Source organism: Arcobacter sp. LA11, assembly GCF_001895145.1.
In the GTDB taxonomy this organism is placed as follows: Bacteria; Campylobacterota; Campylobacteria; order Campylobacterales; family Arcobacteraceae; genus Halarcobacter.
This window is the reverse complement of record NZ_BDIR01000008.1, coordinates 22,848-45,511: the sequence shown is the minus strand read 5'-3', so window position 1 is coordinate 45,511 and position 22,664 is coordinate 22,848. Positions and strand designations below refer to the sequence as shown.

The 22,664-nt window shown below is 28.1% G+C and carries 23 protein-coding genes and 2 tRNA genes; 1 reads left to right on the top strand and 24 read right to left on the bottom strand.

The genetic code is table 11. The annotated features are described in order from the left end of the window. Positions 1 to 147: 147 nt before the first annotated feature. The 17 genes from BT997_RS10060 to rpmB all read right to left on the bottom strand — a co-directional run bounded on the left by BT997_RS10060 (position 148) and on the right by rpmB (position 14,279). Positions 148 to 1,527: an ATP-binding protein gene (locus tag BT997_RS10060; protein ID WP_072681767.1), complete on the bottom strand. Its 1,380-nt coding sequence runs from the start codon at positions 1,525 to 1,527 to the stop codon at positions 148 to 150. Continuing rightward, the gene (locus BT997_RS10055; protein WP_072681766.1) at positions 1,517 to 2,191 is read right to left on the bottom strand and encodes a response regulator transcription factor; all 675 of its coding nucleotides are present in this window, start codon (positions 2,189 to 2,191) and stop codon (positions 1,517 to 1,519) included. Before BT997_RS10055 ends, BT997_RS10060 begins: the two co-directional genes overlap by 11 nt. 15 nt (positions 2,192 to 2,206) lie before the next feature. Further along, on the bottom strand, positions 2,207 to 2,389 hold the full coding sequence (locus tag BT997_RS10050) for a Na+/H+ antiporter NhaA (RefSeq protein ID WP_258239471.1): 183 nt from the start codon (positions 2,387 to 2,389) through the stop codon (positions 2,207 to 2,209). A gap of 59 nt (positions 2,390 to 2,448) precedes the next feature. Next, a complete protein-coding gene (locus BT997_RS10045) occupies positions 2,449 to 3,171 on the bottom strand; it encodes a TSUP family transporter (protein WP_072681765.1) in 723 nt (240 codons plus the stop codon). A gap of 242 nt (positions 3,172 to 3,413) precedes the next feature. Further along, positions 3,414 to 4,217 carry a DnaJ domain-containing protein gene (locus BT997_RS10040; protein ID WP_072681764.1) on the bottom strand — a complete coding sequence of 268 codons (804 nt, stop codon included), beginning with the start codon at positions 4,215 to 4,217 and terminating at the stop codon, positions 3,414 to 3,416. A gap of 74 nt (positions 4,218 to 4,291) precedes the next feature. Further along, positions 4,292 to 4,558: a hypothetical protein gene (locus BT997_RS10035; RefSeq protein ID WP_072681763.1), complete on the bottom strand. Its 267-nt coding sequence runs from the start codon at positions 4,556 to 4,558 to the stop codon at positions 4,292 to 4,294. Between the two features lie 220 nt (positions 4,559 to 4,778). After that, positions 4,779 to 4,853: transfer RNA gene (locus tag BT997_RS10030), tRNA-Asn, on the bottom strand. 37 nt (positions 4,854 to 4,890) lie between these two features. Then, a tRNA-Asn gene (locus BT997_RS10025) sits at positions 4,891 to 4,965 on the bottom strand. Between the two features lie 74 nt (positions 4,966 to 5,039). Beyond that, positions 5,040 to 5,957: a radical SAM protein gene (locus BT997_RS10020; protein WP_072681762.1), complete on the bottom strand. Its 918-nt coding sequence runs from the start codon at positions 5,955 to 5,957 to the stop codon at positions 5,040 to 5,042. A gap of 56 nt (positions 5,958 to 6,013) precedes the next feature. After that, a complete protein-coding gene (hemE, locus tag BT997_RS10015; protein ID WP_072681761.1) occupies positions 6,014 to 7,051 on the bottom strand; it encodes a uroporphyrinogen decarboxylase in 1,038 nt (345 codons plus the stop codon). Between the two features lie 6 nt (positions 7,052 to 7,057). Then, positions 7,058 to 7,594 carry a YqhA family protein gene (locus BT997_RS10010; protein WP_174247228.1) on the bottom strand — a complete coding sequence of 179 codons (537 nt, stop codon included), beginning with the start codon at positions 7,592 to 7,594 and terminating at the stop codon, positions 7,058 to 7,060. Continuing rightward, positions 7,594 to 8,652: an aspartate-semialdehyde dehydrogenase gene (locus tag BT997_RS10005; RefSeq protein WP_072681760.1), complete on the bottom strand. Its 1,059-nt coding sequence runs from the start codon at positions 8,650 to 8,652 to the stop codon at positions 7,594 to 7,596. Before BT997_RS10005 ends, BT997_RS10010 begins: the two co-directional genes overlap by 1 nt. Positions 8,653 to 8,656: 4 nt before the next feature. Beyond that, on the bottom strand, positions 8,657 to 11,254 hold the full coding sequence (gene gyrA / locus BT997_RS10000) for a DNA gyrase subunit A (RefSeq protein WP_072681759.1): 2,598 nt from the start codon (positions 11,252 to 11,254) through the stop codon (positions 8,657 to 8,659). A gap of 140 nt (positions 11,255 to 11,394) precedes the next feature. Further along, a complete protein-coding gene (locus BT997_RS09995) occupies positions 11,395 to 11,616 on the bottom strand; it encodes a YdcH family protein (protein ID WP_072681758.1) in 222 nt (73 codons plus the stop codon). Between the two features lie 102 nt (positions 11,617 to 11,718). Continuing rightward, the gene (gene argJ, locus BT997_RS09990; protein ID WP_072681757.1) at positions 11,719 to 12,900 is read right to left on the bottom strand and encodes a bifunctional glutamate N-acetyltransferase/amino-acid acetyltransferase ArgJ; all 1,182 of its coding nucleotides are present in this window, start codon (positions 12,898 to 12,900) and stop codon (positions 11,719 to 11,721) included. Positions 12,901 to 12,945: 45 nt separating this feature from the next. Beyond that, on the bottom strand, positions 12,946 to 14,067 hold the full coding sequence (locus tag BT997_RS09985; protein WP_072681756.1) for a TrkA family potassium uptake protein: 1,122 nt from the start codon (positions 14,065 to 14,067) through the stop codon (positions 12,946 to 12,948). A gap of 23 nt (positions 14,068 to 14,090) precedes the next feature. Next, positions 14,091 to 14,279 (bottom strand): 50S ribosomal protein L28, encoded by a 189-nt coding sequence (gene rpmB, locus BT997_RS09980; protein WP_072681755.1) that lies wholly within the window; start codon positions 14,277 to 14,279, stop codon positions 14,091 to 14,093. A gap of 165 nt (positions 14,280 to 14,444) precedes the next feature. Here rpmB and BT997_RS09975 point away from each other — a divergent pair, with 165 nt between their 5' ends. Next, positions 14,445 to 15,245: a DNA ligase gene (locus BT997_RS09975; protein WP_072681754.1), complete on the top strand. Its 801-nt coding sequence runs from the start codon at positions 14,445 to 14,447 to the stop codon at positions 15,243 to 15,245. On the opposite strand, the gene BT997_RS09970 is transcribed toward BT997_RS09975, so the two are convergent. The 7 genes from BT997_RS09970 to BT997_RS09940 form a co-directional block, all read right to left on the bottom strand. Next, positions 15,242 to 16,111, bottom strand: coding sequence for a glycosyltransferase family 4 protein (locus BT997_RS09970; RefSeq protein WP_072681753.1), 870 nt, complete (start codon positions 16,109 to 16,111; stop codon positions 15,242 to 15,244). The genes BT997_RS09975 and BT997_RS09970 overlap by 4 nt on opposite strands. Before the next feature lie 17 nt (positions 16,112 to 16,128). Continuing rightward, the gene (gene gmhA, locus BT997_RS09965; protein WP_072681752.1) at positions 16,129 to 16,695 is read right to left on the bottom strand and encodes a D-sedoheptulose 7-phosphate isomerase; all 567 of its coding nucleotides are present in this window, start codon (positions 16,693 to 16,695) and stop codon (positions 16,129 to 16,131) included. Continuing rightward, a complete protein-coding gene (gene rfaE1 / locus BT997_RS09960) occupies positions 16,695 to 18,119 on the bottom strand; it encodes a D-glycero-beta-D-manno-heptose-7-phosphate kinase (RefSeq protein ID WP_072681751.1) in 1,425 nt (474 codons plus the stop codon). The genes gmhA and rfaE1 overlap by 1 nt, the downstream gene beginning before the upstream one ends. Further along, the gene (rfaD, locus tag BT997_RS09955) at positions 18,120 to 19,130 is read right to left on the bottom strand and encodes an ADP-glyceromanno-heptose 6-epimerase (RefSeq protein WP_072681750.1); all 1,011 of its coding nucleotides are present in this window, start codon (positions 19,128 to 19,130) and stop codon (positions 18,120 to 18,122) included. Between the two features lie 68 nt (positions 19,131 to 19,198). Next, positions 19,199 to 20,974 carry a nucleoside-diphosphate sugar epimerase/dehydratase gene (locus BT997_RS09950; protein ID WP_072681749.1) on the bottom strand — a complete coding sequence of 592 codons (1,776 nt, stop codon included), beginning with the start codon at positions 20,972 to 20,974 and terminating at the stop codon, positions 19,199 to 19,201. Beyond that, positions 20,965 to 22,071, bottom strand: a complete 1,107-nt coding sequence (pglE, locus tag BT997_RS09945) for a UDP-N-acetylbacillosamine transaminase (RefSeq protein ID WP_072681748.1) — start codon at positions 22,069 to 22,071, stop codon at positions 20,965 to 20,967. Before pglE ends, BT997_RS09950 begins: the two co-directional genes overlap by 10 nt. Next, a complete protein-coding gene (locus BT997_RS09940; protein WP_072681747.1) occupies positions 22,064 to 22,663 on the bottom strand; it encodes an acetyltransferase in 600 nt (199 codons plus the stop codon). The genes pglE and BT997_RS09940 overlap by 8 nt, the downstream gene beginning before the upstream one ends. Position 22,664 lies beyond the last annotated feature (1 nt).

Here is a 22,664-nt window from a genome sequence, read left to right as displayed (position 1 = left end):
CTGGTTAAACTCTAGATTATATCAATAGCTTTTAATATTTTATATTTATTAATGTTTATTTATTATAATATATCTCCTTGCTTCCTCCACCGCGACGTATTATTTTAAATTTACATTATTAACTTAAAACAAATAAAGTAATCTGATTTATTTAAATGATACTATAAATATATTATATGAATTTTTATATTTATATTTCAAATCAAATTTATGAAGTTCTAAAATTTTACTTACAATATTTAGTCCTAATCCATGTCCTTGCTGCTGATTTGGTTCTCTTGTAAAGGGTTGAATATAATATATCAAATCATTTGAAAGTTCATCTGCAATATTTTTTATATAAACCTGATCATTTTTACTCTCTATTACAATAGGAAATTCTTTAGCATATTTCATAGCATTGTCAATCAAGTTCTTAAGTACAATCGTTAAGTAGTAAAAATCTCCATCTATATTAAAATCATCTTTTATATTTACAGTAACTTTGGATTCATCTTCAATAGAAAGTTTTGATAAAGATTCTAATATCAAACTACTAGATTTAAATTTTTTCATTTTTAAAACTGCGAAGTTTAATTTCTCTCTTTCAAGAAGTTTATTTGTAAGTTTTTCAATATCATAAAAAATTGTATTTATATCTTTTATTATTTGGCTATTATCTTTTTTTTCAATTTTTTGAACCATAAATTTTCCTTTTGCAATAGGAGTTTTTAATTCGTGGCTAATATTTCGCAAAAGTTCTTCTCTTGAGTGTATAATATCTGATTGCTTTTCCAAATATGAGTTTAGATTTTTGGTTATTTCCCTAAGCTCATTGTTCTCCCCAATATTAACTTTAATAGTTTCTTCATCATTTTTAAATAGTTGTAAAACACCTTGGTTAAGCCTATGAAGTTTCTCTTTTATCTCAGTTATAATTTTTGAAGAGATTACAAAACTAAGTAAAAATAAGACAATAAATAAAACAACTAACTCAAGTTTTATAGTATCTAAGAAATCTTCTCTTTTATTTTGAGTTTGATTTAGTTTATCTTGTAAATATTTTATCTCTTCTTCAAGTAGTTTTTGAGTATCTACATTTATTTGTTCAAAACTTACATTAAATACCGTAAAGTCACCACTTTTATTAAGTACTAGATTATATAATTTTTCTTTTATAAGTTTTTGCATAATCTCAAAGTCTCTAAAAATCAAAATTAGATTCTTTTTTTCTTTTTCTGATTCTGAATTATCTATAATTTCGTTTTTCTGTTTACTTAAATTTTCAAAAAGTTTATCTGCTTTTTTAATTCTTTCATTTACTATCTCTATCTTGTCAAAATCAGTTATAATATTAAAAACTATCCAAGAATAAGAGTTATTAAACTCTTTTAGCTTTTCCACTCTTATTAGTTGATCATACCTATGATTTTGTTGAGAGTTAATACTATTTAGGTTATAAATAGTATAAAAAAATACTCCTATGATAAATGCAACAATCAATAGGATTAAAGAGAATGATATAAAGAGTCGTTTTCTAATTGTCATAAAAAAACTTATAGCCAATACCCCAAATAGCTTTTATGTATCTAGGTTCTTTTGAATCATCATCAATCTTATATCTAATATTACTTACATGCATATCAACTGTTCTGTTTTTTGTATCATCTTTAAGTGAAGTTTGATTTACTATATCTTCTCTTGATATGATTTTATTTAAATTATTTATAAATAGTAAAAAAATCTCTTTTTCAATTTTAGTAAACTCTATTTCAATACCACTTAAAAAAACCCTTGATTCATTTATATCAATACTTAATTCATGTATTTTAAGGGAATCAGACTTATTATACTTTTTTAAAGTAGCTTCTATTCTAAGAACTAATTCTCTAGGTTCATAAGGTTTTGAAAGATAATCATCAGTACCAAGCTCAAAACCATATATTTTATTCCCAATATCATCCCTTGCAGTTGAAATAATAATAGGTATATCTTTTATCTCTTTTAGTTTCTTAAATAAATCAAAACCATCCATATTTGGTAAGCCAAGATCGAGTATAGCTATAGTGAAATCATCTGGGTTTTCTTTAAAAGACTCTAAAGCATCTGTTGGATTTGAAAAAGCACTACAGAGATAATTGTATTCTTCCAAATACTCATTTATCAATTTTTGTAGAACTAAGTCATCTTCAACAAGTAACACTTTCTTCATACTTCACCTTTTTATTTAGTCTAGCTTCTTTGCAACATATTTTAACCAAAAAAATCCAAATAATCCAGCAAATAAAGAAGCACAAAGTATACCAACCTTTGCTTGAAAAATAAGCTCAGAAAATGTCAAAAATGCTAAATCAGCTACAAAAATAGACATAGTAAAACAAATACCACCTAAAAATAATACACCAAATATTTAACTCATTGTACTTCATGCATCATATAGTTTTCTTCAACAGGATAGTTTATTGACAACTACATAAGACTTTTTAATATCAAAACTAAAGAACCTAGTGTTGCCATAAAAAGTATCACCGTTTTACTATATTTGGGATTAAAATATTTAGAAAAAATAGGTGCAATAAAAAAGCCAATAATAAACCCTGGCATCATGTAAATCCCTGATATAAATTGAGTATAAGAAAACTCACCAAAAACATAGAACATAATTAACATCAGTGTTGAAAATAGAGTATATAAAAAAGCTAAAGTTGATTTTAAGGACTCTAAAGAATGGTTTTGAAATAAAAGAGCTAGGATTTGACCTCCCACAGCTGCCATGGAACCCATAACCCCAGCTATAAAACCACCTGAATAGTTTATACCTTTATTTAAAGTAAATGTTTTTATTCTAATACTTATAAAAATAGAGATCAAAATAAATACTCCAAATACAAGTCCTAAGTATTCAAATTTAATATTCTTTAAAATAAAAATTGAAAGTAAAATACCAGCTATCATTCCTAGACTAATTTGAAATATATTTTTTGTATCTATATGTTCTCTACCTTTATATGCCATCATAACTGTCAAAGCTAAAGAAGCAAAAGCTATAGGTACGGGAATAAGTGTATAACTAATCATTGCTAAAAAAGGTACAATTATAATACCAACCGTAACACCAGTTGCCATTTGTAAAATAGAGCTAAGTACTAAAATAAAATTAATAAGTATATATGTTTCTATAGTAAGTTCCATAATTTATCCTATAAAATATATGAAATGTTTGTAAAAAATTACGTCAAATGTAATATGAAAAAAGTGATAAAAATATCAGTAAAAAAAGTAAGTGGCTAGAGCCAGACAATAAGAAGCTTTGTTGTAGTTTGAATATATTTAAATATTTTCATAATTTGCTCCTCGATGATTTTAGAAAGAAGAAGTTTAAAGCTTTTTAGCTTTGAATAGTATTAAACTATTTAATACTATTCTTTTAGAATCTATTTTTTTAAGTCTTTAATAACTTGATAAGCTTGGTTTATTTCCTGCGTTTTAGCAGTCGCTTCTTCGATATAAGATTCATCTTTTTCCTGTGAACTAATAATATCAGGATGATACTCACGAATCAATTTTCGATATGTCTTTTTAACAGTATTCATATCATCATCTTCTTTTACACCTAAGATTTTATAAGCCTCTGATGCACTCATAGTTTGTTGATTATTTTTCATTTTGTTTTCAAAATTCTTTACAATAGCATCATACACCTCAGGAGAAATATTTAATTCTTTTGCAATTTCAAGTAAAACTTTCTCTTCATCAGAACTAATACCCTTATCTATAAATGCAAGTTGAATTAAAAAACTTATAAACTGCCTACGTTTAAGTATACTTCTACCAAGTAGATTATTTAAAGATTTAGCTATCTCTTTCACGTCATCGATTTTCTCTTTTTCCTCATTGAAAATCTCTTTCATGATAGCTCTTGTTTTATCTTTCTCATCAAACAGTTTAGAAATGTCATCAAACATCATACCAATAAGCTGAGCTTCTAATTCATCTACTCTTCCATCAGCTTTAGCAACCTTAGCAACAAGAGCAATAAAATGTCCTAAATGACTCTGCCTAAACAACTCTTTTGAAGCTGATAACTTATTTAGTTTTCTTCTTGCATAAAATTTATATAATCTAAATACTACAAACAAAGAAGCAATAATTGATAGTGTTACAAAAAAGTTAACAATAAAAGCATAATAAAATATCGTTAGTAGTATTGCTATAAATATCCATTTTTTTAATTTCATTTTTTAATCCATTTTTTTAGTTGGAAAATTATATCTTCTTAAACTTATATTGTATATATATACTAAATTAAACTTTAACAACTATGTCCATATCTTCTTAACTTACTTATAATTTCATTTTTTACACTATTTCTTTTTAATTCATATTTCTTACCATTCATTTTAGAGGCTGAATAAGATAAATTATTTCCATTTGAATGAAAACAGCAATTATTCATTTTTTTTCTTCCACCTACGTTAATAATTTCTAATAAAGAACATAGTTGTTCTTTTGTAAATTCATTAGTAAAACTTCTATTTTCACCAAAATCAAATTCAAATTTTATTTCTATTTTACTCATATAATTCCTTTAAAATAATAATTGAAACAATATCTAGTTAATATCAATATATTTCATTTTATTTAATATTTAAAAAGATTATATCTAATAATTATTAAAAATATTTTTTAAGTTTAAATCTGAAGTTCAAAGAAGAATCAATATAAATATTTTATAAAGAAAGGCAAAAAAAAAGCTTCTAGATAAAAGAACTAATGTTCAAATATCTAAAAGCTTTTAATGGCTCCGGCACCTGGATTCGAACCAGGGACCAAATGATTAACAGTCATCTACTCTACCACTGAGCTATGCCGGAATGTATAAAAATAAATTGATTTAAAATTGAAGTTAAATGGCTCCGGCACCTGGATTCGAACCAGGGACCAAATGATTAACAGTCATCTACTCTACCACTGAGCTATGCCGGAATCTGACTTCATTTTTAAATGGAGTGGAATTATATTTAAAAATTCTTTTTTTGTCAAGATATTTTTAGTCTTTTTTACAAAAATTTATAAAAATTTACACCACTACTATCAATAATAGAAATAAGACCTTTTTCAACTAAGTTTTTAAGTAAATCTTTACTTTTCTCATCGAATAAATTATCAATATCATCACTTGTCAAAGGTCTTCTTTTCAACATAGATACTATTTCATCTTCAGAAAAACTATTTGTCTGTTTTGGGCGATTTTTATAAGCAATATTTACATTTATACCCTCAAATTTATTCGCTACATTTTCAAGTTGTTCAAAAGAAACTGGCTTTACATCATATGCAGGAGGTCTATCTATTGTCCCTATATCTACCCTACTTGGATTTATCTTCTTAACTGCTTCATATAAAAGATTTATCTCTTCTTTTTTATCATTCAAATCTTTTACAAAAAGAATTTCTAAGACAAATTGATTTTTTGTAATTTTTGAGAAACTTATCATAGATTCTACTATCTTTTTTACATCTATATTATTATGAATTCTATCAAGCTTTTTAAAACATTTTTCACTTACACAATCAAGTGATAACTTCACTGTATCAAATTTTAGTAAAGTTACAAAAATCTTTTCATCATATATTGTACTTCCATTAGAAAGAATAAGGGTTTTTGCATTTTGTTTTATCTTATTTATTTCATCAACTAATTTATCAAGATATGGATATAAAGTAGGCTCACCATTTGCAGTTATAGTTATTACATCAATACTTGGATGTTTTGCAAAAGATTCTTTAATTGCATTCACAACTCCTAATACACTAGGATAAGAAGTCATAGAATCAACTGTTTTAGCTTTTTCAAGCTCACAATATAAACAATCAAAATTACACTGCTTAGAAGAAGGAGAAAGGTCAACACCTAAAGATATGCCAAACCTTCGTGAAGGGATTGGACCAAAAATAATAGAATTTGAATATGACATGATTTACTTTTTAGAAAATAAGTAGGTAAAAACCTACTTATTATGAGATTTAAGATTTATTTTTTTGAAACTCTTTGACATTCTGATACAAAGTGTTTTGCATTTTCAACCGGAACATCTGGTAAAATACCATGTCCTAAGTTAAATATATGACCAACCCCCTGCATAGTTTCTTGGATTTTTTCTACACATTTAGTAGTCTCTTCTTTTGAGTATAATCTACAAGGTTCCATATTTCCTTGAAGAACATATTTATCTCCAAGTTTTGCTTTAGCCATAGACATAGGAGTTCCCCAATCTACACCAAATACATCAAAGTTTCCATATACACCACCCATGTTAATAAAAGCAGAAACACCTTTAGGGAACATGATAACTGGGATATCAGGGTATCTTTCTTTAATATACTCAGCAATTTCTACCATATATTTCCATGAGAACTCATCATATCTTCCTGGCTCAATAGCAGCTGCCCATGAATCAAAGATTTGAACAACATCAGCACCAGCTTCAATTTGTTTAATCATATAAAATTTAACTACTTCAGTTACTTTTCTAAGAATCTTATGAAGTAATTCAGGATTTGAATACATCATCTTCTTACAAATATTATATGTTTTAGTTCCTTGGCCTTCAATCATATATGTTGCAAGTGTCCAAGGAGCCCCTGTAAATCCAATAAGAGCTTTATCTTCTGGTAATTTTTGTTTTAATAGTTTAATTGTTTCATATACATAAGTGAGTTTATCAGCTGCTGCTTCACCACCAAGTAAATCATCAACATCTTCTTCTGTTACGATAGGATCTTTAAAAATTGGTCCTTCACCTTTGATAAAATCTAAGTGCATTCCCATTTCATTTGGAATTACTAAAATATCAGAAAATAAAATTGCTGCATCAACACCAACTATATCAAGTGGTTGAATAGTAACTTCGCAAGCTTTTTCTGGGTCATGACAAAGATTTAAAAAGTTTCCTGCTTGCGCTCTTACTTCCATATATTCTGGTAAGTATCTTCCAGCTTGTCTCATCATCCACACTGGAGTATAAGGAGTCTCTTTTCTTAAACACGCATCTACAAATATTTTTGACATTTTCTATTAACCTTTAATCTCTTTTTTTTCTTCTTTTTTACCAACTTTTCCTAAAAAGAAAAGTCCTATTGCAAGTACCATAATAGACATTGCAAAATATAACATTTCTAAAGCACCATTATATTCTGTATGTAAAACTCTTTGAAAGAATCCTACTACTAAAACCATAACAATAACTTTTGCAATTTTATCTTTTAATTGGTCTAAAGAACTAATAGCTAGGATATTTTGTCCTGTCTCTTTATTCTCAGCAGCTTCGATTTTTGAAATAAAAAGTTCATATATTCCAAATGCAAAAATTAACATAACAATTGCAATTAGGTATAAATCTACTGCACCAATTATTTGACTAACAATAACTTGATGAAAATCTTCTGGATGTAAACCATTTGCGTATACATTTACTGTATATGCAAGTACTCCATAGATATCTACTGAAGCAACGATAAATAAAATCACTGCTCCAATAAGACCAAATACAACAGCAAAGATTATAAATAATCTTGCCTTCCACATTGTATTTTCAAAAAGTCTTTCGATCATTAGATATCATTTTCCATTTCTATCCATTTAAGAGCAATTCTAACAGAGTTTGTAGCTGCTCCTACTCTTACTTGATCTGCAACATTAAAGAAATGAACTACATTTTCATCATAGATATCTTTTCTAATTCTCCCTACAAAAGTAGTATCAGTATCAGTAGAGATAATAGGCATTGGGTATGCACTATTTTCTAAATCATCGATTACTTCAACATTTTCAAACTTTTCTAATGCTTCTCTAACCTCAGCAACATCAACATCAATACCATCTTCAAAAGTAACAGTAATAGACTCAGAATGAGATCTTAAAACTGGAACTCTAACACAAGTTGCAGCTACTGCAATATTTTTGTGTAAGATTTTTTGAGTTTCATTAACCATTTTCATCTCTTCTTTTGTGAAATAGTTAGGTTGTTTAACATCAATTTGAGGAATAACATTATTTACAATTTGATGTGCGAAAGCTTCAATTTTAGAATCATCTAATTTAAAAGTTAACATATCTTGCATTTGTTTAACAAGTTCTTCCATACCAGCTTTTCCAGCTCCTGAAACTGCTTGGTAAGTTGAAACATCAACTCTTTTGATTCCATACAATTCATCAAGTGGTTTTAAAGATAATACCATTTGAATTGTAGAACAATTTGGATTTGCAATAATTCCAGTCTCTTTCCATAAAGCAATATCTTCTGGATTTACTTCAGGAACTACTAATGGTACATTTGGATCCATTCTAAAGTGGCTAGTATTATCAATAACTACGGCTCCACCTTCAACTGCATATTTTGCAAATTTTTCAGAAATAGAACCACCTGCACTAAAAAATGCAATATCAACTTCATTTTCTTCAAAAACAGTTTCTGCTAATTCTAAAACTGTATGTTCTTTTCCTGCAAATTCTATTTTTTCACCAGCACTTCTTGCACTTGCAAGAGGTACTAAGTTATTAATTGGAAAGTCATATGCTTCCATTACTCTAAAAAGTTCTTCGCCAACTGCACCAGTTGCACCTACAACTGCAACATTAAATTTTGCCTGATTCTCAGGATTACATCTCATTTTTCTAATTATCCTCTTTATTTTCTATATCATTAATTAAAGATGGTGTTTCTGAAGAAGCAGACTCTTCTGAGTTATCATTAGCTTCAACAGTTTTATTTTCTAATCTTTCTCCATCTTCGTTATATCTTATTATATTTCCATTTTCGTCAAGTTCTATCTCTTCATCTTCTTTTGGACATTTTGCAATAGATACAACTTTATCACCCTTATCTACATTTACAATAATTACACCAGAAGTATTTCTTCCAGCTTTTCTAATTGTTTGCATATCAACTCTAATCATCTTACCAATAGAAGTAAGTGCCATTAAGTCTTGTGTTTCATCCACTAAAACTTCACCAACTACATTACCAGTTTTATTAGATAACTTCATTGATATAACACCAGAACCAGCTCTGTTTGTTAATCTATATTCAGAAACTGTTGTTCTTTTTCCAATACCTTTTTCAGAAATTGGTAATAATTCTTGTTCGTCACTTGATATAACATCAGCATCAACTACAAAGTCCGTTTCATGTTTAAACTTAATACCTCTAACACCCCTAGTACTTCTACCTTGTTCTCTTGTTTTATCTATATCAAATCTAATACATTGACCAAGACTTGTAAATATCATCAAGTATTGAGACTCTACATCTGTAATCTTAGCTGTAACAATCTCATCCATCTCATCAAGAACAATAGCTCTTACACCATTTGATCTGATATTTGAGAACTCAGATAATGATGTTCTTTTTACAATACCATTTCTAGTAAAGAAGGCTAAAGATTTAGACTCATCAAAATCAGAAGTTGGAATAATTTCCATAATTTTTTCATCAGGTCTTAAATTAATTAAATTAACAACCGCTTTACCTTTTGCAGTTCTAGAACCTTCTGGTATTCTATATACTTTCAACCAGTACAGTTGTCCCATATTGGTAACAAACATCAAGGTATCATGGGTATTAGATACAAAGAATCTTTCAATAAAGTCATCATCGTGTGTTGTTACGGCTATTTTACCTTTTCCTCCACGTCTTTGTTTTTCATATGATTTAATTGGAACTCTTTTTACATATCCATTATGAGTAATAGTAACTACCATTGGCTCATTTGGAATTAAATCTTCCATATCAATTTCATCGTATGAATCTTCAATTTCTGTTAATCTAGGAGTCGCATACTTTTCTTTTATTTCAAGTAATTCTTCTTTTATAATTTCATTTAATCTATCTTCAGACTTTAAAATCTCTTCAAGTTCAGCAATAAGTGCTAATAACTCTTGATATTCAGCTTCTAATTTATCTCTTTGAAGACCTGTTAATCTTCCTAATCTCATATCTAAAATAGCTTGAGATTGGATAGTACTTAATCCAAATCTTTGTTGTAAACTCTCTTTAGCTTCAGCATCATTTGAAGACGCTCTAATAATCTTAACAACTTCATCAATATTATCAAGGGCAATTTTTAGACCTTCTAAGATATGTGCTCTTGCTTTTGCTTTTTCTAAATCAAATATTGTTCTTCTAATAATTACAGTTTTTCTATGTGATAGGAAAACATTTAAAATCTCTGGTAACTTAAATACTTTTGGCTCTTTATTATATACTGCTAAAAGAATGATTCCAAATGTAGTTTCCATTGGAGTTGACTTATAAAGATTGTTTAATACAATCTCAGACATTGCATCTTTTTTAAGTTCAATTACAACTCTAATACCTTCTCTATCTGACTCATCTCTAACTTCTGAAATTCCTTCAATAGCTTTATCTTTTGCTAAATTAGCAATTTGTTCAATAAGTCTTGACTTATTAACTTGGTATGGAAGTTCATCTAAAACAATAACTTCTTTTTTACCTTTAGTTTCAATATGATGTTTAGCTCTAATCTTAACTCTACCACGACCTGTGTTATACGCATCAATTATTCCACGTCTACCAAAGATTGTTCCACCAGTTGGGAAATCTGGACCTTGGATAAATTGCATTAACTCATCAGCAGTTGCTTCAGGATTATCAATTGTATGTAAAATAGCATCTAATAACTCACCTAAGTTATGTGGTGGGATTTTTGTTGCCATACCAACTGCAATACCTTCTGAACCATTCATAAGTAATGTAGGAACTCTAGTTGGAAGAACCGCTGGTTCTTTTAAAGTATCATCATAGTTTGGAGTAAAGTTTACTGTATCTTTATCAATATCTCTTAAAATATCTTCAGAAATTTTAGTAAATCTTGACTCTGTATATCTCATCGCTGCTGCATTATCACCATCAACAGAACCAAAGTTTCCTTGTCCATCAATTAAAGGTTCTCTCATAGAGAAGTCCTGTGCCATTCTAACTAATGCATCATAAACAGAAGTATCACCATGTGGATGGTACTTACCAATAACATCACCAACAATTCTTGCTGACTTCTTATATGGAGCACGTGCACTCATATTTAAATCATGCATTGCATAAAGAATTCTTCTGTGTACAGGTTTTAAACCATCTTTTGCATCAGGTAGTGCCCTACCAATAATTACACTCATAGAATAATCTAAGTATGAAGCTTTAATACTGTCTTCAATATTTATATCAATAATATCTTGATTTTCGAAAAGGTTTTCCATTAAAAAATGCCTTTATATATAAAATTTAGATATTTTATCTAAAAAAGGCTTAGTATAAGGCTTATGATTAAGATTTTAAGCAAAAAAAAAGGGATGAAAGTCAAAAAACTTTCACCCCTTTTACAAAACAATTATAAATCTTATAAATTGTTCTCTTTTTTATGTTTAATAATTAGATTATAAACTTCATCTTTAAGCTTTAGCTTCTCTTTTTTCTTTACTTCAACTTCAAATTGATCAGCATGGTTTTTTTCCATTTCAATAATCTCTTCATCTAAGTCATTATGTTTGTCAAACACTTTTACAAAGTGTCCATCATTTTGTTTTAAGTCTGTGATAATATCTCTATATTCGTGAAACATTGGCTTTTCCTCTTAGTAAAATTTATATTAAAATTATAACAATTACTCACTTAATATTTTGTAATAATATGACTCAAGAGATAACTATTCTTTATATTTAAATTATGTACGATAATCTGCATTTATCTTTACATATTCATAACCTAAGTCACAACCATATGCAGTAAATTTACCTTCACCTATTCCTATATCACATATAACTTTATATTTATCATTTTCAAGCACCTTTGAAGCTTTAGCTTCTTGTACTTCATCAAAACAAATTTCACCTTTGTTAAATACAATAACATCATTATAAGAGATAACTAAACTACTTTCATCACAAGTAATTCTACTAGCACCTATAGTTGAAGCTATACGACCAAAATTTGGATCTTCTCCATAAAGTGCAGTTTTTACTAATAGTGAGTTTGAAAGAGCTTTTGCAGCTATTTCTGCCTCATCATTTGTTTTAGCTCCAATTACTTCAAAAGCAACCGCTTTTTTTGCACCTTCACCATCTGCAACCATTAACATGGCCATATCATGCATTACTAAACGTAAAGCTTCTTTGAAAGCCTCTTTATCATATGAATTTGATTTTTTATTTGCTAATAATAAAATTGTATCATTTGTAGATGTATCACCATCTACTGATATTGCATTAAAAGTTGTATGAGAACTTAATTTTAATAATTCTAACATATCCTCTTTAGGAATATTTGCATCAGTACATATAAAACAAAGCATCGTTGCAAGATTTGGATTTATCATTCCTGCACCTTTTGCAACTGAACCAATTTTAAAAGAACTTCCATCCTCTAATTTAACTTCATACATAGAAGTTTTTGCATATGCATCTGTTGTCATTATTGCATGAGATAAATTTTCACCACTCTTTGAATTTAAATCAAAAGAGTTAGCTGCATCAATTATCTTTTGTATTGGTAAAGGATTCCCAATAACCCCTGTGCTACTCATAATAGGATTTATAGTTTCAAAGTTTAATGAAGAAAAAATTGTATTAATATCATCAATACCTTTTTGTCCTGTCATTGCATTTGCATTTTTTGAATTAATAAGTACAAAATTTGTTTGAAAATTTTTATCATATATTTGATAATGTTTAAGTGGTGCTGCTTGAAATTTGTTTAAAGTAAATACAGCTTCAACATCACATAATACATCACTATAAATAAATCCTAAGTCTTTATTTCCATTTGGTTTTAATCCTGCATGAATACCATCACAGTAAAACCCATCTATTTGGTCTATAAAACCTTTTATAGGTAAAATTGTAAACATTAAAAATATCCTTAAAATTGCCTCTCTATTAAGAGGTCTTTTCTTTTATAAATCTTCAGGTTTCTCTTGTAAAGCAATTATTCTTTTTGCTTTTGAGATACCTCTTTGGTTTCCTACTAGTAATAATTTACATCCAGGAGTAATAACCGCAGTTCCTTTAGGCATCTGAATAAATCTTCCCTTTTTTTCAGTAATACCAATGACAGATACTTTCATTCTATCTCTTAAATGTAAATCTTTAATTTCCCTATTAACTGTCCATGAATCTTCATCAACAAAAGCTTCTTCCATATCAATAGGAGTATCTGGTTTATACAAAAATTCATCTAGTACATTTTCCATATCTGGTCTTATTGCCATTGCTGAAACTCTTTTTGCCATTAAAGATGGTGTTGCAACAACCTTATCTGCACCAAGTTTTTTAAGCCTAATCTTTTCATTTTGTGTTTCTGCATTTGAAATAATCAAAAAAGGACTTCTTCCAAGTTCTTTTTCATACAGTCTTACTGATGCAATTAAAGTAATATTGTCTGAAATATTTTTTGATAATGAAATTGCACCCTTTGCAGAAGATAGATGTGACTTTAAAAATGCTAATTCTTTGTAAGGTTCTTCTTTTACAAAATATGGATAATTATACTCTTTTGCGATATCTTCAATATCTTCACTTGGGTCAACTACAACAAAAGGAATATGATTATCGTTAAATTGTTTAGCTAATTGCGCTGTATATTCATTATGATAAAAAATTACAAAATGTTGTCTAAGTCTTGCTATCTTATAAAGCATATTTCTTTCCTTATAAAGTTCAAATAATTTACCTTTAATAACTGCATCAATAAGTACTGCAGTTGAAAGAGTAAACAATGCGAACCCAAATATAATAAGTGTTACTGTAAAAAATCTTCCAGCTGGTGATATAGGAGCAATCTCTCCAAAACCAACAGTAGTAAAAGTAATACCTGTTTGATAAATTGCATCTAAAATTGGGAAGTCATCGATTAATATATAACCCATTGTTCCAACAATCATAATAACTTGTACGAGAACTAATGGTAACCTAAATGGTTTAAGTTGAGAGTATATGATTGGATTTAAATCATATTCTGGTTTGGCTGTACGTATCTCCCAGCCTAGAGCTTTCTTTACTCTTCTAAAGATGCTCATGAAAGCACTTTTCTAAGCGCCTTCTATGAGTGTTTTTTAAGAGTTCTTAACTCTTTTGCAGAAATTCTGATTTTTTTAGTAGTACCATCTTCTAAAGTAACTCTAACTGTTCTTAAATTTGGTAAAAATCTTCTTTTAGTTCTGTTTTTTGCGTGACTTACGTTGTGTCCTGACATTGGACCTTTTCCTGATATTGCACATCTTCTTGACATTTTCGTTTCCTTAACTTTTTTTAGTGAAAAATATTCGCGTATTATATCTTATATTTCTTAAGTTAAATTTAAATTTTTGACAAATAATTCTTTATTTTTATTTTAGCAAAAGCTTAGCAATAAACAAATAATATTTTTTATTATTTATATAACATAAGGCGATTTATGAGATTTATTATACTATTTTTTATATATGCTTATTCTTTTAGTATCGAAGTTCAAAAACCAAAAGTTTATAATGGAGATGAAAATATTGCAGAATGGGTTATGAGTGAAAAACTTGATGGAATAAGAGGATATTGGACTGGCAAGAAATTCTTAACAAGAAAAGGTAAAAGAATCTATGCACCAAAATGGTTTATAAAAGGCCTTCCTAATTTTGAACTTGACGGTGAACTATGGACTAAAAGAGATGATTTTGAGAATATACAAAATATAATAATGGATAAAACTCCAAGTAAAGATTGGGAAAAAATCACTTACAATATATTTGAAGTTCCAAATACAAAAGGAAATTTCTTTGAAAGACTCGACAAAGTAAAATCTTGGTTTAAAAAATATCCTAATACTCATATAAATATAATTGAACAAGTTAAAATAAAAGACAAAGAACATTTACATAATTTCTTAAATGAGATCATTTCAAAAAAAGGCGAAGGAATAATAGTTAAAGACCCTAAAGAACCCTATCATACGGGAAGAAGTTCTCATGTTCTAAAGGTAAAAAAAGCACAAGACATGGAAGGGAAAGTTATAGGAATAAATATATCAAAAAAAACTTCTGTACTGAAAAGTTTAGTTATAAAACTTAAAAATGGGATAATATTTAATTTAGGAACTGGATTTACAAAAGAACAAAGAAAGGATCCACCTAAAATAGGAGAAGTTATTACATTTAAATATTTTGGATTAACCAAAAAAGGCAAACCAAAATTTGCTTCTTTTTTACATATTAGAAAAGACTAAATAGACTCTATAATATTTTGAACTTTTAAAAGCTGATTATCTAAAGTATATTGTTTTGCAATTTTTCTATTCTGTTTTTTAATTAATTTCATATCAGCTTTATTTTGTAAAAGAGCATCTATTTTAAACTGCATACTACCATCTTGTGGAGTCTCCATAGTTGAAAAAATATCAATTACTTCGCACGCTGCATTATTAGCAGTTGTAAACACAGCACACTTACAATACATTGCTTTTAATATATTTGTTGCAAAGTTTTGATTATATGAAGGAAGAACAAATACATCTGAAGCTAAAAAAAGTTCATTTATATCTTCATAATCTTCTATTAGTAAAAGTTTATCATCTACATCAAACTTTGAAAGTTTAAATCTTAAATTATAAATTTGTTTTTTATCAGCAGCAATTACAGCTATCATATTTTTAAAGTTTAATTTCATAACCATATTTATGAATTCAACCACACCTGAAGACTTTAGATTTCTTCCTGTAAAAAACACAATTTTCTTTTTTGAATCAATTCCTAGTTTTTCACAAACTTCTTCTCTTACATCTTTAGGTTTTCTGTATTTTATATCTATTGCAGGGTATACAATTTCTACTTTTTTTTCAGAAATATCGACTTTTTGTAAAAGCTCTTTCTTTGCAATCTTAGCACTTACAATTACTTTTTTAGCATTTTGAATATTTTCTATAGTTTCTTTATCAAAAACTTGTCCAGTATGAAAAAAAACATCAGCAAACTCTTTTTTCTTTAAAGAGAGTTTATTTAACATTGAAGGTTTTTCAAGTTCTACAATATCTTCTTGCTCTAATAATTTTGATATTAATTTTGTTCTGTTTTTATAGTTTATTGTTTTTTGCATGAGAAATTGAAATACCTCTAACTTAGTTCATTATCAATGATTTGACAAATAGTATGTCCAAAAAGTATATGCATCTCTTGAATTCTTGGAGTATTATCTGATGGTACTATTAAGTTTACATCACAGTAATCATTCATAGCTCCACCATCACGTCCTGTAAGCCCAATAATTTTACATCCTATTTCTTGCCCTACTTTAAAAGCATTGATAACATTTTTAGAATTTCCAGAAGTTGAAATTCCAATAAGAACATCTCCTTCTTGTGCTAAGGATTCAACTTGTCTATCAAAAACTCTATCATACCCATAGTCATTTCCAATAGCTGTAAGTGCAGAAGTATCTGTTGTAAGAGCAAGTCCTGGAAGACCACGTCTTTCAGTTTTATATCTTCCTGTTAGTTCAGCGGCAATATGCTGAGCATCTGCTGCGCTACCACCATTTCCAAATAAAATTACTTTCTTTCCATTTTTAAGTGCTTCTACTGTTATTTGAGAAGCTTCTTTTAAAGGTTCATTCATAGTTTCAATAACTTTTTGAATCGTCTCTAAATGGCTTAAAAATTCACTTTCAATTACATTCTTCACTATTTAACCTTTTGTATTTTTTTAATTGTACTTGTAGTACTCTTTCCATCTACAAATTCAACTAGTTTTGTCTCTTGAGCAATATCTGAACCAACTACTTCTTTTCCTTCATAGTCTGCACCTTTTACTAAAACATCAGGTTGAACTTTTGAGATAAGTTCATAAGGTGTATCTTCATCAAATATCACCACATAATCCACACACTCTAATGCAGATAGAATATAAGCTCTATCATCTTCACAGTTTATAGGTCTATCTTCACCTTTTAAGCGTTTTACACTAGCATCTGAATTCAGACCTAAAATAAGTACATCACCAAATGACTTTGCGACATTTAAATAGCTAACATGTCCTTTATGTAAAATATCAAAACAACCATTTGTAAATACTACTTTTTTATTTTGTTCTTTTAATCTTTTTGCAATCTTTTCAATTTGTTCTCTTGATTTTATATGAAGTTCAATTGAGCTCTTGTGTAAACTTGCTTGATACTCTTCAATTTCATCCATTGTAACCGTTGCTGAACCTAGTTTCCCTACAACAACTCCTGCTGCAAGATTTGCAAACTCTACAGATGTATAAATATCATAGCCTAAACTTAATGCAAAACCTAAAGATGCTAAAACAGTATCACCAGCTCCTGTAACATCATAAACTTCTCTTGCAACAGTAGGTTTAACTGTCACTTTATCATCATCTAATATAGCAATTCCGTTTTCACTAAGTGTTACAACTGATACAGCTAATGACGCATCATCTTTTAGCTTTACTAAAACGTCTTTTAATCTATCATCATTTTCAATAACTATATTTGAAGCTAATTCAGCCTCTTTTTTATTTGGAGTTAATAAATAAGCACCTTTATATCGTGAATAATCAGTCCCCTTAGGGTCAACTAAAACTTTTTTGTCATACTTATTTGCATAAGAAATCACTTTTTCGATTAGATCTTCAGTAAGTACACCTTTGTCATAATCAGATAACAAAATAGTATCATATACATTTATTTTCTCTTGAAGTTTTGCATAAAGTTTTTTTACACTCTCAGGAGAAATATTATTCTTACTCTCTTTATCGTATCTAACTACTTGAGAATGAGAAGCCATAAGTCTAGTTTTTCTAGATGTTTTTCGTCCCTTTTGTTCAATTAAAAAAGACTTAGCACCTTGCTCATCTAACATATGTTTAAGGTCATGTCCAACTTCATCATCACCAATAACTGACATAACAGAAACATCTGCTCCAAGAGAGACAAGATTATTTATAACATTTCCTGCTCCACCTAAAACTTTAGTCTCTTTTTTTATATCTACAACTTGAACAGGAGCTTCAGGCGAAATTCTCTCACAAGAACCCCAAAGATACTCATCTATCATCAAATCACCAATAACTAATATACTTGGTTTATTATCAACTCTAATCATCTATTTTTTCACTTCTGTTTCAAATAATCTTTTAATTTCTGGAATATAAGCTTTTATTCCTTCTTCCATTGAGAATTTTGGTTCATATCCTAAATTTTCTTTTGTAGTCTCAATATTTGCTTGTGTAAAAAACTGATAAGAACCTACAAAAGGATTTGGTATATACTCTTTACCATTATCAATTTCAAGTTCTTTTTGTAAGATATTTACAATATCTTCAAAAGACCTTGCTTTTCCTGTACCTACATTATAAACACCAGATTTTTTTGGAGATGTTGCTAATATATTTGCTTGAATAATATCTTCTATATAAATAAAATCTCTTAAAATCTTATCACTTCCTTCAAAAAGTTTAGGAGTGAGCCCTTTTAAAATTTGATGTCCAAATTGAACTACCATAGAAGCAGTACTATTTTTGAAAAACTCTCTAGAACCATATACATTAAAATACTTAAGCCCCACAATAGAGATATCAACACCTTGTTTTAAATATTTATAAGTGATATTATCCATCATCACTTTTGAAAAGCCATATGCATTATTTGGTTGTTCATATCCTACTTCAAACCTATCACTATTTCCATATGTTGCAGCAGAAGATGCATATATCATATTTGCTTTATGTTTAATTGCAATTTTTAATAGATTTTCATAAGCATTTACATTTGTCTGAATCATTAAATCTTGTTCTTGCACTGTTGTATCAGAGATTGCAGCTTGGTGAAAAATATAATCAAAAGTATAAGAAGTCTCTAAATTTTTTAAAAGTTCATTATCATTTATATTTCCACTTATTACAGTTCCAGAAAAACCAAGTAAGTTTTTAAAATGTCCAAAACTTTTTAAGTTTCCATTTGAAAATGTTTCACCACTTCTAAAAGAATCAAGTGCAATAATATTTGCATCTGGATAGTTTTCTTGAAAATAAAAGCAAAGGCTTGATCCAATAAAGCCTGCTGCTCCAGTTATTAAAATATTTTTATTGTTAAAATCTATATCATTGTATTTCATAAAGTATTGCCTTTGTGTTCATAAAGACAATATTTTATCTAAAAAAGGATAATGGTTAGATAATATATTTAATTGTTTGGTTTATGATTAAATTCTGGCACAATTTCTTTTAAAATTGATATTTTATTATCTTCAACTAGTAATCTATCTATTTGATTATTTAACTCATCTACATCAAATTTCGTAGAACTTGCAACGGTAATAGATTCATAATCAGTCTTTTTATCACTATCATTTATTAGTAGTTCTTCATAAAGTTTTTCACCAGGTCTTAAACCACAGAATTCTATCTCAATATTTTCTTGTCCAGAAAGTTCAATCATTTTTTTAGCTAGATCAACAATCTTAATTGGCTCTCCCATATCAAGAATAAATATTTCACCGCCTTCTCCTATCGAAGCTGCTTGTAGAACTAATTCACATGCTTCAGGAATCAGCATGAAATATCTAGTAATATCTGGATGCGTTACAGTAATATTTTTACCTGCTTCTATTTGAGATTTAAATTTTGGAATTACAGAACCAGAACTTCCTAAAACATTACCAAATCGAACAGCAACAATCTCAGTTTTTTCTGATTTAACATTTTGTGCATATAATTCACAAATTCTTTTCGTAGTTCCCATAACATTAGTTGGACGAACAGCTTTATCTGTAGAAATTAATACAAACTTCTCTACACCATATTTAATAGATAAATCAATACAATTTTTAGTACCAACAATATTATTTGAAATTCCTTCTAAAATATTTCCTTCTACTAAAGGTACATGTTTATATGCAGCTGCATGTATAACAATTTCAGGTTTATATTTTTTAAACGTATTTTCAATAAATCCAAAGTTTCTAACTGTTTGCATTACTGAAACTATATTTTCTGAATTTAATTCTTCAGTAACTTGATACAGATTATATTCACTATGATCAAGAAGTATTAATTGTTTTGCACCAAAGATTTTACACTGCCGTGATATCTCCGAGCCTATACTACCACCTGCACCTGTGATAAGTACAATTTTATTTTTTATGAAGTTTTCTATTTGATTTGTATCTAAATCTTTTGGATGTCTTGCAAGTAAATCTTCAACCGTAATATTTTTTAATTCTTTTTTATTATTATTGGATAATATATTTATAATCTTTATATCTTGAATATTTAATTCATTTAAAGTTTCAAATATTTCAACTAATTTTTTTTGTTCATATTCCTTTGCAATAATTACAGACTCTATTCCTCTTTGCTTGATTACAGTCTTTAATTCTTCAAAGGAAAAAACCTTTAAATTTGAAATAAATGTTCCTTTTAAACTTTTATTTTCATCAATAATTGCTAAAGGAGAATACTCAACATTCTTTTTATCTTGAAGTATTGAACTTATTGTTTTACTTGCACCTATAATTATAGTTTTTTTATATTTTGTATTTTTATTACTTTCTATGATTATTCTTTTAGATAGTCTTAATAGAGTAATACAAACCAATGATAGTAGAAAATCTATAATTATAATACTTCTTGCAAAAGGTGAAACTTCTTCCTTTAAAACTAAAAAAATAATAAAAAAAACAGAGTAAACTAGAACGTGTGCAACTATAATTTTTTTTACTTCATATAAAGAAAAAAATCTCCAAGCAGTTCTGTATAGCTTAAAATATATAAATGACGATATCTTTAAAAATATAAGAATAAAAAATATCAAAGAAAAATTATCAAAAAAATAAATTGGAACATCAAAGTTAAATCTTAAATTATAAGCAAATTGTAATGTTACATAAGATATAAATATATCAAATATTAAAAAAAATAAAATTCTTTTTAATGGCGTTGGTTTAAAATTCAACGACATTCCTTTCTAATTATATTACATATCTTTTTCACATCTTCTTGGCTCATAATTGTACTACTTGCCACACATAAACCTTTTTCAAAAAGCTTTTCACTAGTTCCATCTAAAAATGATTTTGAATTTTTAAATAATGGTTGTAAATGCATAGGCTTCCATAAAGGTCTTGATTCTACATTTATATCTTCTAATACATTAATAATCTTTTCATATGAAGTATTCTCAAAAACTAAAGCAGTAAGCCATCTATTTCCCCTACTATTTATAAGTTCTGGCATAAAAGTAATTTCATCTATGTCATTTAAAAACTCTTTATACCAAGAAAAAATTTCTCTTTTTTTTGCAATTCTATCTTCAATTACTTCCATTTGTGCGACACCTATTGCTGCTATCACATTTGACATACGATAATTATATCCATATTCTTCATGCTGATAAAATATCTCTTGTTCTCTTGCTTGAGTTGAATAAAACATAGCTTTTTTAATATACTCTTCATTATTAGAAACTAACATCCCACCCCCAGATGTTGTTAAAATCTTATTCCCATTAAAAGAGTAAACTCCAAAATCACCAAAGGTACCAGTATGTTTATCATTAAAAATTGCACCTAATGATTCAGCCGCATCTTCAATAAGATAGATACCATTTTCTTTACATATTTTGGCAATTTTCTCAATATCAGCACTCATACCATAAAGATGAGTTAAAATAAATGCTTTAGGTTTTTCTTCACAAGAGTCTAAATATTTCTGTAATATTTCAGAAGATACATTCCATGAAGCTTCATCACTATCCAGGAATATAGGATTTGCTCCTTGATAAATTATTGCATTAATTGAACCAATAAAAGTAAAAGTTGATGCTAATACATCATCACCTTCCTTAATATCTAATATCCTAAGAGCAAGATGTAAACCAGCTGTTCCTGAAGTGACTGCAAGTGCAGCTTTTGCACCAGTATAATTTCTAATTGACTCTTCAAACTTATTAACATACTCACCTAAAGGAGCAATATAATTACTTTCAAAAACTTTTTCTATATACTTTAATTCATTACCACTCATATGTGGTGAACTTAAAAATAATCTTTTATTCATTTATATCCTCAATAACTTTACACGGGTTTCCAAATGCTTTTTTATTATTATTTATATTTTTAACAACGACTGAGCCGGCACCTATTATACAATTTTTTCCAATAATAACACCTTGTATTATACTAGAACCAATACCTATATGTGTAAAATCGTTAACAATAACATTTCCAGCTAATGCTACATTTGGAGAAATATGTGAAAAATTACCAATTTTACATTCATGTTCAACTACGCATGAACTATTTAATATTACTGCATCTCCAACTAATGCTTTTGCATTTACAACCACATTTGGCATAATAACAGTGCCTTTACCTATTTTTGCACTATTTGAAACTATAGAAGAAGGATGGACAAGTGTTTCAATTTCAAACTTATAACTTTTCAATTTATCAAATAAAACTTTTCTAACTCTATTGGATCCAATTCCAAGTGATATAGGGATATTAGTATTCTCTTTAATATCATTAAATGATAAATACTCATTGTCTCCGTCATCAATAAAAATAATTTGTTCATATCCATTAGCCATAGCAATATCAGCAACAACTAATCCATGTCCACTTGCACCATAAATGTAAATTGATTTCATA